The following is a 12,063-nucleotide window of genomic DNA, read 5'->3' on the forward strand; positions in this document are numbered from 1 at the left end:
AGGCGCACCAGCCGCGGCCGCGCGGTGCCGCCGACGGCACGGATCTGGCCGGCGAGGGCCGGGTTCAGCGTCCCGGCTTCGTCCGAGACCGCGTCGCGGAACGGGCCGGCTGCGGCGGAGGCGTGCAGGATCGCCGTCGCGGCCCCGTCGAGGACGAGGTAGGCCCGCGCCGAATCAGCCAGCGTCGCGGCGAGGATGGGATCGCCCGCCCAGGCCTCCAGAGCGGCCGTGAGGCCTGCACGCGTGCTGTCGCCAACGTTCAACGAAGTGTCCCCATCGGCCGCGTCCCGGCCCGTTCGGTTACGGAAATATGATTGTACCGTGCTTATTGTAGGCGGAGCGCCGAAGGGTGCTGGACCTTTCTCGCGCCCGTCACACGTTTACCTCGCATCAACGTTAATGCTGCCTCGCCGGGTGGCGTACGATGATACCTGTGTTATTGTGCAGCGCACAATGATGCATCAACCGGCAACGTGAGAGGAGACGAGCGATGAGCACCCCCCCGACCTACGAAGTCCCGACCGAGATGCGCGATTTCGCCGAAAAGAGCGTCGACCAGGCCCGCAAGGCCTTCGACAGCTTCATCGGCGCCGCACGCCGCACCGCGGAGACCGTGACCGGATCCACCGAGGCGACCCGGACCAGCGTGAAGGACGTGTCCGCCCGCGGCTTCGAGTATGCCGAGCAGAACGTCAACGCCGCCTTCGACCTCGCCCAGAAGCTCGTCCGCTCGAAGGACGTGCAGGAGGCGATGCAGCATCAGGCCGAGTTCGTGCGCAGCCAGTTCGCCGCGATCCAGGCGCAGGCCAAGGATTTCGGCGGTCTCGCCCAGAGCGCGATGCAGCAGGGTGCCGAGCGCGCGAAGTCCGTGATGCAGGAAGGTGCCGACAACGCCCGCAAGGCGATGGAGCAGGGCACGGATGCCGCCAAGCAGGCGGCGCACGATGCACAGGACGCCGCCAACAAGGCGACGCACTGAGCCCTTCAAACCATGCCCGCCCCTCCGGGGGGCGGGCCGCCGGCAATCGCTCACCGGCCCGCCTCCGATCGTCGGGGGCGGGCCGTCTCGTTTTCGCCGGGTTTCCGCGAGCATGCCTGCATCGGCCCGAACAGGGTTCCGACGTTCCGCCGATAGGGATGCCATGCGACAGATCACACGCCTCGGCCTCGCCGCCCTGCTCACGACCTTGGCCGTGCAGGCCGCCGACGCACAGTATTACGACGTGCCGCCCCGCGGGTACGACGAGCGCCCGGCCTACGACGAGCGCCCGGTCTACCCGCGGCGGCGCGAGCGGCCGGTCCCGGCCCGCCCGGTCGGCCTGAACTGCGATGCGGTCCAGCAGGGCTTGACCGGCCCGCAGCCCTATTCCTGCCCGCTTCCGGGCCCGCGGCCGCTGGGCGCGCGCTGCTTCTGCGACATGCCGATCGCCTCGTTCAGCCAGCCGCAGACGGCGGTCGGCCGCGTCGTGCCCTGACGCGCGACCGCCTTCGCACCGCGAGGCGGAGGTCTCGAATGCGCGCCCGACGCCTCCTGCGTCTCCGTATCGGCGGCTGCGCCGGATCGCCGGCGCAAGGCCCGGCCCCGTTGAGCCGAGCGAAGCGGCGCCGAGATGTTCAGACGAGAAGGGGCCGCGCCACCCTCTCGGATGACGCGGCCCTCATGTTTTCGCAGACAGGTGCGCTGTCGGATCAGTTCAGGACCACGACCTTGGCGCCGACCTTCACGCGCTCGTAGAGGTCGGTGACGTCGTCGTTGGTCATCCGGATGCAACCCGAGGACACGGCCTGGCCGATCGTGTCCGGCTCGTTCGAGCCGTGGATGCGGTATTCGGTGTTGCCGATGTACATGGCGCGGGCGCCGAGCGGGTTCTCGATGCCGCCGGCCATGTAGCGCGGCAGGTCGGGGCGGCGGGCGATCATCGCGGCCGGGGGCGTCCACGACGGCCACTCCTTCTTGGCGGTCACGGTCTTGGTGCCCGACCAGGTGAAGCCGGGACGGCCGACGCCGACGCCGTAGCGGATCGCCTCGCCGTTGGGCATCACGAAGTACAGGCGACGCTCGGCGGTCGAGACGACGACCGTGCCCGGAGCATAGTTGCCGTTGAACGCCACGATCTCGCGCTGGATCGGCTGGACCTGCGCCTGCGGCGCGGCCTGCGCGCCCTGGCCGTAGCCCGGCTCGTAGACGGGACGCTGGCCGTAATAGTCACGGCTCTGCGTACCCTGGTAACCGTAGGACTGATCTTCCTCGTATCCGGCATCGGTGCCGAAGGGATCGTAGGTCGAGGCGGCCATGGCCGGCACGCTGGCAACAATCGAGAGTCCGAGGAGGGCGGCGAGAGCGGTGGCTGAGGTCTTCATGATGTGGCCTACCTGTGCAGTAACCTTTGCTATTACAAGCGTGAGCATAGGCAGAGGGTTCCACGGGCCGGCGAAGATTTCAGGAGCGTGGGAATACGTAAGCCGCGAAGACGTCGTCGCGCCGATCGAGGGCGCGCGATCACGCCACCTCGTCGGTGTGCACGTCGAAGCGGGCGAGGGGCGCGTAGCCGAAGTTGGTGGTGATCGCGACGTCGGTGGCGTCGCGCCCGCGCGCCATCACGATCCGCCCGATGCGCGGCGTGTTGTGGCGGGCGTCGAAGGTGTACCAGCACCCGCCCTGCGGCCCTTCGAGGTAGACCTCGAACCAGGCGGAGAAGTCCATCGGCGCCGGATCCTTCGGAACGCCGATGTCGCCGAGATAGCCGGTGCAGTAACGCGCCGGGATGTTCATGCAGCGGCAGAAGGTGACGGCCAGGTGCGCGAAGTCGCGGCACACGCCCTCGCGCTGCATGAAGCCGTCATGAGCGCTGCGGGTGGCGTCGGCGCGCATGTAGTCGAAGCGGATGCGCTCGTGGGTGTAGTCGACGATCGCCTGGACGCGCGCCCAACCTTCCGGCGTGCTGCCGAACAACGACCACGCGGTCTGCGAGAGCTTGTCGGTGTCGCAGTAGCGCGAGCCCAGCAGGTAGACGAGGACCTCGTCGGGCAGGTCCTGCACCGGGATCTGCCGCGCATCCGGCACGAACGCGTCGGGCTGCCCGGAATCCTGCACCGTGAAGTCGGCCGAGATCGTCAGCAGCCCGGGCGGCGCGACGATGCGATGGCAGATGTTGCCGAAGCCGTCCTCGTACTGGTGGCAGGGGATCGGCGGATCGAAGGCGATCGCCTGCGGCGACAGCAGGTCCGGCAGCCGCGACGGGTGGACGCTGAGCATCAGGATCATCGGCATCGGCTGCGCCGAATCGAAGGCGATATCGAAACCGGTCCTGATCTTCATCGCGCCACCTGCCAACCTTCCTCAACGAAGCATACGTTCATGATGCCCGCACCGGCGTGTCGGTACCCCTATTGCGCGGGGGCGAGCTCCAGCGCCGGCTTCTCGGTCACGGCGACGTCGACGCGCATGCCGAGGTCGTCGCTCGCCAGACCGAAATACGACCCGTGCAACGGCACCGCCTGCCGCGGGTCGCGGGCGATGGCGACGCGGATCAGGTCGCGATTGCCGACGATGCCGTTGGTCGGGTCGAACTCGATCCAGCCGGCCCCCGGAAGATAGACGCCGACCCAGGCATGGGTCGAGCCGCCGCCGACGTGGCGGTCGCGGTCGTTGCGCGGATTGTAGAGGTAGCCGGAGACGAAGCGCGCCGCCATGCCGAGGGAGCGGACGCCCTCCATCATCAGCACCGCGAAGTCGCGGCACGATCCGCGCTTCAGGCGGAGCGTCGTCACCGGGTCCTGCACGCCCTTCTCGCTGCGGGCGAGGTAGGTGAAGTTGCGGCGGATGCCGCGGGTCATGTCGGCGAGCAGGTCCTGCGTCGGGATGCGGCCGTCGGCCGGGATGAAGCTGCGCGCCCAGGCGTCGACCACGTGGTGCGTGTCGGGCCATTGCCGCTCGATCGAGCGCGACAGGTCGGGCATGTCCTCGACGCCGTAGCCGAACGGGTAGTGGGTCGCGTGCGGCGCCAGCGGGAAGACCGGGGCGTGCTCGGGCGTATGGTCGAGGGTGATGCCGCAGGTGAAGCGCAGGGTGTCGCTGCGCGTGTCGAAGCTCGCGATCGCGACGCAGTTGCCGAACACGTCGAACATCCAGCGCACGCTGGCCGGCAGCGGGTCGATGTCGAGGGTCGCCTCGATCAGGCGCTGATCGTAGCTGTCCCGCGGGCGGAACATGATCCGGTGCTCGCCGAAGGAGACCGGGCGGCGGTAGCGGTACACGGTGAGGTGCCGGACGGATAGGATCGGCAAGGACGTAACACTCCGCGGATGCGCCGGTGCGACGTCCGTGCTGCAAATTTCACGCCCACATGCCCGTTTCGGTCCGGGACGGCGATCGAAGCGGCCGATGCCGCGTTCCATGCAGAGCCAGACGATGCCGTCGACGCGAAGGGTAGCGCGCAGGGCCGGCGTCAGAGGATCGGCGGTGCCGGCTCGCCGACGGCCCGTTCCGCCTCCACCAGCACGTCGAAGGCGCGCCACGGCTTCTGAATGAACACCGCCTCAGGCGGGATCTCGGGGCGGCCGACGCAGTGGCCCGACGTGATGACGAGCCGCGCCCGCGGCCACAGCGTCGCGACCGCATGGGCAAGCTGGAGGCCGTCCATCTCGCCGGCCAGACGCACGTCGGCGAAGACCAGGGCGACGTCGCCGCCCCGTGCCTGCAGCACCGCGAGCGCCGCTTCGGCGCTGTCGCAGCCGACGACCGAAAGCTCGGTCTCCTCGAGCAGCGCCTCCGCGAGGCCGCGAACCTGGGGATTGTCCTCGACGACGAGGGCGATCCGCTCGGCCCGCGGGGCAGGGGGCGCCGCAGGCTTCGCAACGTCGCCGTCAGATTCAGATTGCCGGACCTTGCGCACGAGCGCAGCCAGATGCTCCGGCACGCCCTCGGCGACGAGGCTGTCGTAGAACGACGCCAGCGTCTCCCCGATCCGGTCGAGGGGTATGTCGGGGCTCAGCGTGTCGATGGGCCGGTGTCGGAGCGGTTTGGTCAAGAACTTCCCCCGAAGTCTTCGCGTCGCGGGCCGCGGATGCGGAGTCGCTTGAAGAAAGAAGTCGGGAAAGCGCAGTCAGTTGCGCCGGCTTCACAATTCAGGCGGCCGTTTGATCCTTGCGGACGGCCGATCCCCGAGGCGCCCGATACCTGGAGCGCCTGAGATACCTGGGGCGGCCGATCCTAGCGGGCGGCCGCGTCGGCGTCGGCGTAGGCCATCACGCCCGACACGGCGCGGACGTCGCGGTAGCGCGCGCCGCGGGCGCTCATCATCGCCTCGAACTTCTCGTGCACCTGCGCGACCGACAGGCTCGCGGCCTTGCGGCGGCGGTTGCGCTCGGAAGCGAAGAAGATCGAGCGGTTGGCCCGCGCCGGGCCCGGAAGCAGCTTGGCCGCGGCGGCGCCGGGCTTATCGACGACCTGGGCGAGGAACGATTCGGCATCGTCCGGCCCGAGGAAGTGGGCGAGGTAAACCTCGCCCAGAGACAGCTCGCGCCCGATCCGCAGGGCGATGCGGGCGGCATCGCGCTTCAGCATCTCGCCCGCCAGAAGCGCCGAGAGGTAGGGATCGCGGCGCAGCTCGAGGATCCGGGTGCGCTCGGCGGCGTCCGTCACCGTCGGCCGGTCGTTGGAATCGGCGACGATCAGCGCCGCCTCCTTCTCCATCCCGTACTTGGCGCCGAAGTCGCGCACGCAGCCGAGCCAGGTCCGCTCAATGAACTGGTAAAGGCCGGTGGCCGAGGAGGTCTTGGCCTGCACGGCGGTGATGAAGCTCGACTCCTTGTCGGCCACCGCCATCAGCAGCACCGGGTCGGTCTGCACGGCCTGGGCGGCGCGGACGATGGTCTGGACGATGTGGCGGCGGATCTTCATCGGCCCGAACTCGAGCACGTCGTTCGGGTCGCCGCCGGCGCTCTCCGAGAGCAGGAAGTCGTAGGAGACCCGGTCGACCGCGTTGGACCCGAGCTCGGTGTCGAGATCGTGGACCGCGGCGAAGGCCGAGGAGGCGCGCAGCACCACCGGCGGCTCGGCGACGACGGGCGGCAGCGCGCTCACCTGGATGCGGGGGCGGGGCATCGGGATCTCGGTGGCGGCCTGGGCCGAGGACACCGCATTCTCCAGGCCGATCTTGCCGAGCTCGACGCCCGAGCCGATCAGCAGCGCGCTCAGCGCGCCGGCGAACAGCGACATCGACAGGACGGAGCGGGCGAGCGCCGGACGGCTGCCGTGGCCGCGGCCGACCGGGGCGGAAAGGGTGATGCAGTCGGTGGCGCCCGCCCCGAAGCGGCCCGTGGACGCCGATTTGGACGCGCCCTTGCCGGCGGCGGCGGAGCCGGACGCGATGGCCTTGCGAGACGTTCCGACGGTGCGGCCCTGCATGTGCGTCCCAAAATCCCGGTTTCGCGCCGATTGCGGCGCCACCCCCCGATCTGGCTTGACAGATGTGGCGACAACACGGCCGAGGCTGGACCATTCCGGTCGTGCCGGCGGTTTCCGGGGGCCGGCCGGCCATCACCCGTTCCTCCGGCGATGGTGGGGCGCGATGTGAGCCCGTGACTTGGCGCCCGTCCCTCCGTATGAGGGCGCATCCGCGACGAACGGCCCGGGACGGCCGGGCGTCGCCGCGCGAAAAAGCCCGGCCCAGCACAGAGTTATCCGATGAGCGGCGTCAACGAGATCCGGTCGGCCTTCCTCGACTACTTCGCGGGTGCGGGGCACACGATCGTGCCGTCGTCCTCGCTGGTGCCGAAGAACGACCCGACGTTGATGTTCACCAACGCCGGCATGGTGCAGTTCAAGAACGTCTTCACCGGCGTCGAGAAGCGGCCCTACGTGCGGGCGACGACGGCGCAGAAATGCGTCCGCGCCGGCGGCAAGCACAACGACCTCGACAACGTCGGCTACACCGCGCGCCACCACACCTTCTTCGAGATGCTCGGCAACTTCTCCTTCGGCGACTACTTCAAGCCGCAGGCAATCGAGCTGGCCTGGACCCTGATCACCAAGGAGTTCGGCCTCAAGCCGGACCGGCTCCTCGTCACGGTCTATGCCGACGACGACGAGGCGGCGACGCTCTGGAAGAAGATCGCCGGCTTTTCCGACGACAAGATCATCCGCATCGGCACCTCGGACAACTTCTGGCAGATGGGCGACACCGGCCCCTGCGGGCCGTGCTCGGAGATCTTCATCGACCAGGGCCCGGGGCTCGCCGGCGGCCCGCCCGGCTCGCCCGACGAGGACGGCGACCGCTTCCTCGAGTTCTGGAACCTCGTGTTCATGCAGTACGAGCAGGTCGAGCCGGGCAACCGGCTGGTCCTGCCGCGGCCGTCGATCGACACCGGCATGGGCCTGGAGCGCATGGCCGCGATCCTCCAGGGCGTGACCTCGAACTACGAGACCGACCTGTTCCGGTCGCTGATCGATGCCGTGTCGCACGCGGTCGGCCGCCCGCCCGAGCCCGCGAACGTCGCCTCTTACCGGGTGATCGCCGACCACCTGCGCGCCGGTTCCTTCCTGATCGCCGACGGCGTGCTGCCGGGCAACGAGGGCCGCGGCTACGTGCTGCGCCGCATCCTGCGCCGCGCCATGCGCCACCTCGAGCTGCTCGGCTCGCGCGAGCCGGCGATGTTCCGCCTCGTGCCGACGCTGGTGCGGGAGATGGGCCAGGCCTACCCCGAGCTGGTGCGGGCCGAGAGCCTGATCTCCGAGACCCTGCGCCTCGAGGAGACACGCTTCCGCCGCACCCTGGAGCGCGGCCTCGCGATCCTCGACGCCGAGACCCGCGACCTCGCCGCCGGCCAGAACCTCGCCGGGGAGACCGCCTTCACCCTCTACGACACCTACGGTTTCCCCCTCGACCTGACGCAGGACGCCCTGAAGGCCCGGGGCATCGGCGTCGACACGGAGGCGTTCGGCCTCGCGATGCAACGCCAGAAGCAGGCGGCGCGCGCGGCGTGGTCGGGCTCGGGCGAGGCCGCCACCGAGACGGTGTGGTTCTCGGTGCGCGACCGGACCGGCGCCACCGAGTTCCTGGGCTACGAGGCCGAGAGCGCCGAGGGCGTCGTGACGGCGCTGCTGCGCGACGGCGCCGAGGTCCAGGCCCTGCAGGCCGGTGAGAGCGGGCTGCTCATCGCCAACCAGACGCCGTTCTACGCCGAATCCGGCGGACAGGTCGGCGACACCGGCGCGCTCGCCGCGCCGGGGCTGAAGGCTCGCGTGACCAACACCGAGAAGAAGCTCGGCGACCTGTTCGTCCACCACGTCACCGTGGAGGCGGGCACCCTGAGCCTCGGCCAGGCCGTCGAGCTGAAGGTCGACCACGCCCGCCGGGCCGCGATTCGCGCCAACCATTCCGCCACCCATCTGCTGCACGAGGCCCTGCGGCAGGTGCTCGGCGACCACGTCGCGCAGAAGGGCTCGCTGGTCTCCCCCGAGCGCCTGCGCTTCGACATCAGCCACCCGAAGCCGATCGAGGCGGCCGAGCTCGCCCGCGTCGAGGACCTCGCCAACGCGGTGCTGCTGCAGAACGTGCCGGTGGTGACCAAGCTGATGGCGGTGGACGAGGCGATCGAGTCCGGGGCGCGCGCGCTGTTCGGCGAGAAGTACGGCGACGAGGTCCGCGTCGTCTCCATGGGCCGGCCGGTGGACGATGCCGGCACGGAGATCGAGGGCGGCCGCCTGCCGAACTTCTCGATCGAGCTCTGCGGCGGCACGCACGCCGCGCGCACCGGCGACATCGGCACCATCACGATCCTCGCCGAGAGCGCGGTCGGCGCCGGGGTGCGCCGCATCGAGGCGATGACCGCCGACGCCGCCCGCCGCCACCGCGGCGAGGAGAGCCGCACCCTCGGGGCGCTGGCCTCCCAGCTCAAGGCGCCGGTGGCGGAGGTGTCCGACCGGCTCTCCGGGCTGCTGGAGGATCGCCGCCGGCTGGAGCGCGAGGTCTCGGACCTGCGCAAGAAGCTGGCGATGGGCGGCAGCGCCGGAGGCGGCGACGAGGCGACCGAGGTGGCCGGCGTCAAGCTGATGGCGCGGGCGATCGAGGGCGTCGAGATGCGCGACCTTAAGAGCCTGGCCGATGCCGGCAAGCAGAAGCTCGGCTCCGGCATCGTCGCCATCGTCGGCGTCGGCGCCGACGGCAAGGCCGGCCTCGTGGTCGGCGTCACCCCGGACCTCACCGAGCGCTACGACGCCGTCGCCCTGGTGCGGGCCGGCGCAGGCCATCTCGGCGGCAAGGGCGGCGGCGGCCGCCGCGACATGGCCCAGGCCGGCGGCCCGGAGGGCGCCGGCGCGAAGGCCGCCCTCGACGCGATCACCGCGGCGGTGGCGGCGGGCTGACGGCTCAGCCCACCCGCTTCCAGGTCTGGCGCTTGCAGAAGACGCTCATCACGCAGCCCGAGACCTCGATCGCGTTCGGGCCGGTCATCTTGAGCGAGCCGGAATAGGTCTTCCCGTCCTTCGGGTTGTAGAGGGTGCCGGAATAGCCGTCGCCCGACGGGCTCGTGGCGTTGACGATCTGGACGCCGACGACGCTGCGGGTGCGCAGGGCCGGGTCCGGGTTGTTGGCGTCGAGGCCTTTGCCCGCGGTGCTGACGATGGTGCCGCAGAAGCCGGCGCCGCACCGCGTCAGCCGCACCTTCGAGTCGCCGGTCTCGGTCAGCCAGATCCCGGCCGGGTCGGCGGCCTTCTGCGCCTGCGCGCCGCTGCCGACGAGGCAGGACGCGACGAGGCAGGCGGCGAAGAGGGTGGGAGCGAACACAGTTGCCGGTCTCATGCGGATCCTCCGAGCGTGCCGCCCGTCCGGGCGATCGGCCCGGCAATAGCCGTGCGCACCGAAGTCCCGCAAGACGCAGCGGCGGCTGCTAAGGTCCGCGCCCGAGCACGGCCCCGAGATAGGTTTCGGCGACCTCGCAGAACGGCAGGCCGGCCCCGGTCGCGAGCACCGCGTCGACCTCGAACAGCGGGTCGTCCGGACCCGGGGCGGGGGCGCCGGGATCGCGGAGCGGGCGGAGCGCGACGTTGCGGCGGGTCGGCGCGAGCGGGCGCACCACCCGGCCGAACGGCGCGTCGGTCTCGTCCAGGGCCGCGTTCATGGCCGGCGTCAGCCGGCCCGGCACGTACCAGTTGTCGGCCTCGGACAGGACGTAGACGCCGCAGGCGAGCCGGACGCGCCGGTAGCGGACCGGCTCGTCCGGCGCGAGGCCGAGACGCTTGCGTTGCGCCGCGTCGAGGGGCTTCTCGGCCCCCGGGACCCGGCGGGCGACGAGGTGCGGCTCGGCCGACAGGCCGCGCTCGGCGCACCACGCCTCCAGCACCGCGGTCGCGCTGTGGCCGGACAGGATGCGGGCCTGGAGGGCCTCGATCAGTCCCGTCGTCGCCTCGGGCGGCGGAACCGGTTCGGCCGAGACGGGACGCATCGAACCGAACATCGCCATCGCAAGCAGGAGGAGCGCCCGGACCGACGGAGGCGGGCTCGCGCTACGCCATAGGCATCGGCGGCCGAACCGTCCATGCGCCGCGTGCGCGCTGCCCGCCCGGTCCACCGCCCCGTCCCGCATCAGCGCACCGCTTCGGCTTGGCCGATCAACGTCGCGACGCGGCGCAGCGCCAGGCCGTAGCCCTCGGTGCCGAGGCCGGCGATGACGCCGTCGGCGCGCAGCGAGACGTAGGAGTGGTGCCGGAAGGCCTCGCGCTTGTGCACGTTCGAGATGTGAACCTCGATCACCGGGCCGTCGAAGGCGTTGAGCGCGTCGAGCAGCGCCACCGAGGTATGGGTGAAGGCGGCCGGGTTGATGACGATGCCGGCGGCCTCGTCCCGCGCCGCGTGGATCCAGTCGATCAGCGCGCCCTCGTGATTCGACTGCCGGAACTGCAGCGCGAGCCCGAGCTCGCCGGCGAGCGCCCGGCAGGCGGCCTCGACGTCGGCCAGGGTCTCGTGGCCGTAGATCTCCGGCTGGCGCCGGCCGAGGAGGTTCAGGTTCGGGCCGTTCAGCACGGTGACGAGACGGCTCATGACATCCTCCTTCGCGCGGCCCGCGCACGGACGCTCGACCCATGAACCGCCGCGGCCGCGGCATCAAGCGGGCCGACAGAGCGGCGGCGCTGTCTCCGCCCCGGGCTTTGCGCGCGGGCGCGGCGGTCTACATCCCGCGAGAATCGCGTGAGGACGCGGCCGAGCCACGGAGGGGCCATGAGCCAGATCGAGACCAGCGCGCCCGTGGTGATCGCCGTGGCGATCACCGGCTCGGTGCCGCGCAAGGCGGACAACCCGGCGCTTCCCGTGACGGTGGCCGAGCAGATCGAGTCGACGCACCAGGCCTTCGAGGCGGGGGCGACGCTGGCCCACATCCACGTGCGCAACGACGACGAGACCCCGTCCTCCGATCCCGACCGCTTCGCCGCCGTGCAGGAGGGCCTACGCAAGCATTGCCCCGGCCTCGTGGTGCAGTTCTCCACCGGCGGGCGCGGGCGCGACCCGGCGAGCCGGGGTCTCTCGCTGCAGCACCGGCCGGACATGGCCTCGCTCTCGACCGGTTCGGTCAACTTCCCGACCATCGTCTACGAGAATCCGGCCGCCCTCGTCACCGACCTCGCCACGCAGATGACGCGCTTCGGCGTGCGGCCGGAGATCGAGATCTTCGACCTGTCGCACCTCCACGGCGCCCGCCGCCTCGTCGAGGCCGGCCTGATCGACGCGCGGCCGCACGTGCAGTTCGTGATGGGCGTCCAGAACGCGATGCCGGCCGACGAGCACCTGCTCGACATCCTGCTGGCCGAGACCCGGCGCATCCTGCCCGGGGCGACCTGGACGGCAGCCGGGATCGGCCGCAACCAGGCGGTGGTGATGGAGTGGGCGCTGGCGCGCGGCGCCGATGCGGTGCGCACCGGGCTCGAGGACAACATCCGCATCGCCAAGGACCGGCTCGCCGCGAGCAACGCCGAGCTCGTCGGGCTCGCCGCCGAGGCGGTGCGCCGCCATGGCCGCGGGTGTCGTAGCGCAGGATGCGGTAACGGTCGGCTAGGTGCGGCACCAC

13 protein-coding genes are annotated in these 12,063 nt (G+C 71.0%); 4 read left to right on the top strand and 9 right to left on the bottom strand.

The genetic code is table 11. From position 1 onward, the window contains the following. Positions 1–263: hypothetical protein (locus tag FV223_RS09875; protein ID WP_210247505.1), on the bottom strand; the 263-nt coding region annotated here is incomplete at its 3' end. A gap of 227 nt (positions 264–490) precedes the next feature. On the opposite strand from FV223_RS09875, the gene FV223_RS09880 reads away from it, so the two are divergent. Continuing rightward, the gene (locus FV223_RS09880) at positions 491–979 is read left to right on the top strand and encodes a phasin (protein WP_147726829.1); all 489 of its coding nucleotides are present in this window, start codon (positions 491–493) and stop codon (positions 977–979) included. 163 nt (positions 980–1,142) lie between these two features. After that, positions 1,143–1,475 carry a hypothetical protein gene (locus FV223_RS09885; protein ID WP_147726831.1) on the top strand — a complete coding sequence of 111 codons (333 nt, stop codon included), beginning with the start codon at positions 1,143–1,145 and terminating at the stop codon, positions 1,473–1,475. 214 nt (positions 1,476–1,689) lie between these two features. On the opposite strand, the gene FV223_RS09890 is transcribed toward FV223_RS09885, so the two are convergent. The 5 genes from FV223_RS09890 to FV223_RS09910 form a co-directional block, all read right to left on the bottom strand. Further along, on the bottom strand, positions 1,690–2,361 hold the full coding sequence (locus FV223_RS09890) for a L,D-transpeptidase (RefSeq protein ID WP_147726833.1): 672 nt from the start codon (positions 2,359–2,361) through the stop codon (positions 1,690–1,692). A gap of 139 nt (positions 2,362–2,500) precedes the next feature. Then, positions 2,501–3,319, bottom strand: a complete 819-nt coding sequence (locus FV223_RS09895; protein WP_147726835.1) for a transglutaminase family protein — start codon at positions 3,317–3,319, stop codon at positions 2,501–2,503. A 68-nt stretch (positions 3,320–3,387) separates the two neighbouring features. After that, positions 3,388–4,287 (bottom strand): transglutaminase family protein, encoded by a 900-nt coding sequence (locus tag FV223_RS09900; RefSeq protein ID WP_147726837.1) that lies wholly within the window; start codon positions 4,285–4,287, stop codon positions 3,388–3,390. A gap of 161 nt (positions 4,288–4,448) precedes the next feature. Then, entirely contained in the window at positions 4,449–4,982 is a 534-nt protein-coding gene (locus FV223_RS09905) for a response regulator (RefSeq protein ID WP_147726851.1), read from the bottom strand. Positions 4,983–5,212: 230 nt separating this feature from the next. Beyond that, complete coding sequence (locus FV223_RS09910) at positions 5,213–6,409, bottom strand: transglycosylase SLT domain-containing protein (protein ID WP_147726839.1); 1,197 nt, start codon at positions 6,407–6,409, stop codon at positions 5,213–5,215. A 279-nt stretch (positions 6,410–6,688) separates the two neighbouring features. Between FV223_RS09910 and alaS the strand changes: the two genes are divergently transcribed. Further along, positions 6,689–9,367: an alanine--tRNA ligase gene (gene alaS / locus FV223_RS09915; protein WP_147726841.1), complete on the top strand. Its 2,679-nt coding sequence runs from the start codon at positions 6,689–6,691 to the stop codon at positions 9,365–9,367. A 4-nt stretch (positions 9,368–9,371) separates the two neighbouring features. Here alaS and FV223_RS09920 read toward each other — a convergent pair whose 3' ends face one another. The 3 genes from FV223_RS09920 to aroQ form a co-directional block, all read right to left on the bottom strand. Beyond that, positions 9,372–9,803, bottom strand: a complete 432-nt coding sequence (locus FV223_RS09920; protein ID WP_147726843.1) for a DUF2147 domain-containing protein — start codon at positions 9,801–9,803, stop codon at positions 9,372–9,374. Positions 9,804–9,891: 88 nt separating this feature from the next. Continuing rightward, positions 9,892–10,446 carry a hypothetical protein gene (locus FV223_RS09925; RefSeq protein WP_147726845.1) on the bottom strand — a complete coding sequence of 185 codons (555 nt, stop codon included), beginning with the start codon at positions 10,444–10,446 and terminating at the stop codon, positions 9,892–9,894. A 140-nt stretch (positions 10,447–10,586) separates the two neighbouring features. Then, a complete protein-coding gene (gene aroQ, locus FV223_RS09930) occupies positions 10,587–11,042 on the bottom strand; it encodes a type II 3-dehydroquinate dehydratase (protein ID WP_147726847.1) in 456 nt (151 codons plus the stop codon). A gap of 177 nt (positions 11,043–11,219) precedes the next feature. Here aroQ and FV223_RS09935 point away from each other — a divergent pair. Continuing rightward, positions 11,220–12,063, top strand: an 844-nt coding sequence (locus tag FV223_RS09935; RefSeq protein ID WP_147726849.1) for a 3-keto-5-aminohexanoate cleavage protein, incomplete at its 3' end; no start/stop codon positions are given.

This window comes from Methylobacterium sp. WL116 (genome assembly GCF_008039455.1).
GTDB lineage: Bacteria > Pseudomonadota > Alphaproteobacteria > Rhizobiales > Beijerinckiaceae > Methylobacterium.

Bases quoted from the DNA above. Each gene is read 5' to 3' on its own strand.
- FV223_RS09885 (WP_147726831.1), top strand. From the start codon at position 1,143: ATGCGACAGATCACACGCCTCGGCCTCGCCGCCCTGCTCACGACCTTG.
- FV223_RS09920 (WP_147726843.1), bottom strand. From the start codon at position 9,803: ATGAGACCGGCAACTGTGTTCGCTCCCACCCTCTTCGCCGCCTGCCTC.
- FV223_RS09890 (WP_147726833.1), bottom strand. From the start codon at position 2,361: ATGAAGACCTCAGCCACCGCTCTCGCCGCCCTCCTCGGACTCTCGATT.
- FV223_RS09880 (WP_147726829.1), top strand. From the start codon at position 491: ATGAGCACCCCCCCGACCTACGAAGTCCCGACCGAGATGCGCGATTTC.
- alaS (WP_147726841.1), top strand. From the start codon at position 6,689: ATGAGCGGCGTCAACGAGATCCGGTCGGCCTTCCTCGACTACTTCGCG.
- FV223_RS09925 (WP_147726845.1), bottom strand. From the start codon at position 10,446: ATGCGTCCCGTCTCGGCCGAACCGGTTCCGCCGCCCGAGGCGACGACG.
- FV223_RS09895 (WP_147726835.1), bottom strand. From the start codon at position 3,319: ATGAAGATCAGGACCGGTTTCGATATCGCCTTCGATTCGGCGCAGCCG.
- FV223_RS09910 (WP_147726839.1), bottom strand. From the start codon at position 6,409: ATGCAGGGCCGCACCGTCGGAACGTCTCGCAAGGCCATCGCGTCCGGC.
- aroQ (WP_147726847.1), bottom strand. From the start codon at position 11,042: ATGAGCCGTCTCGTCACCGTGCTGAACGGCCCGAACCTGAACCTCCTC.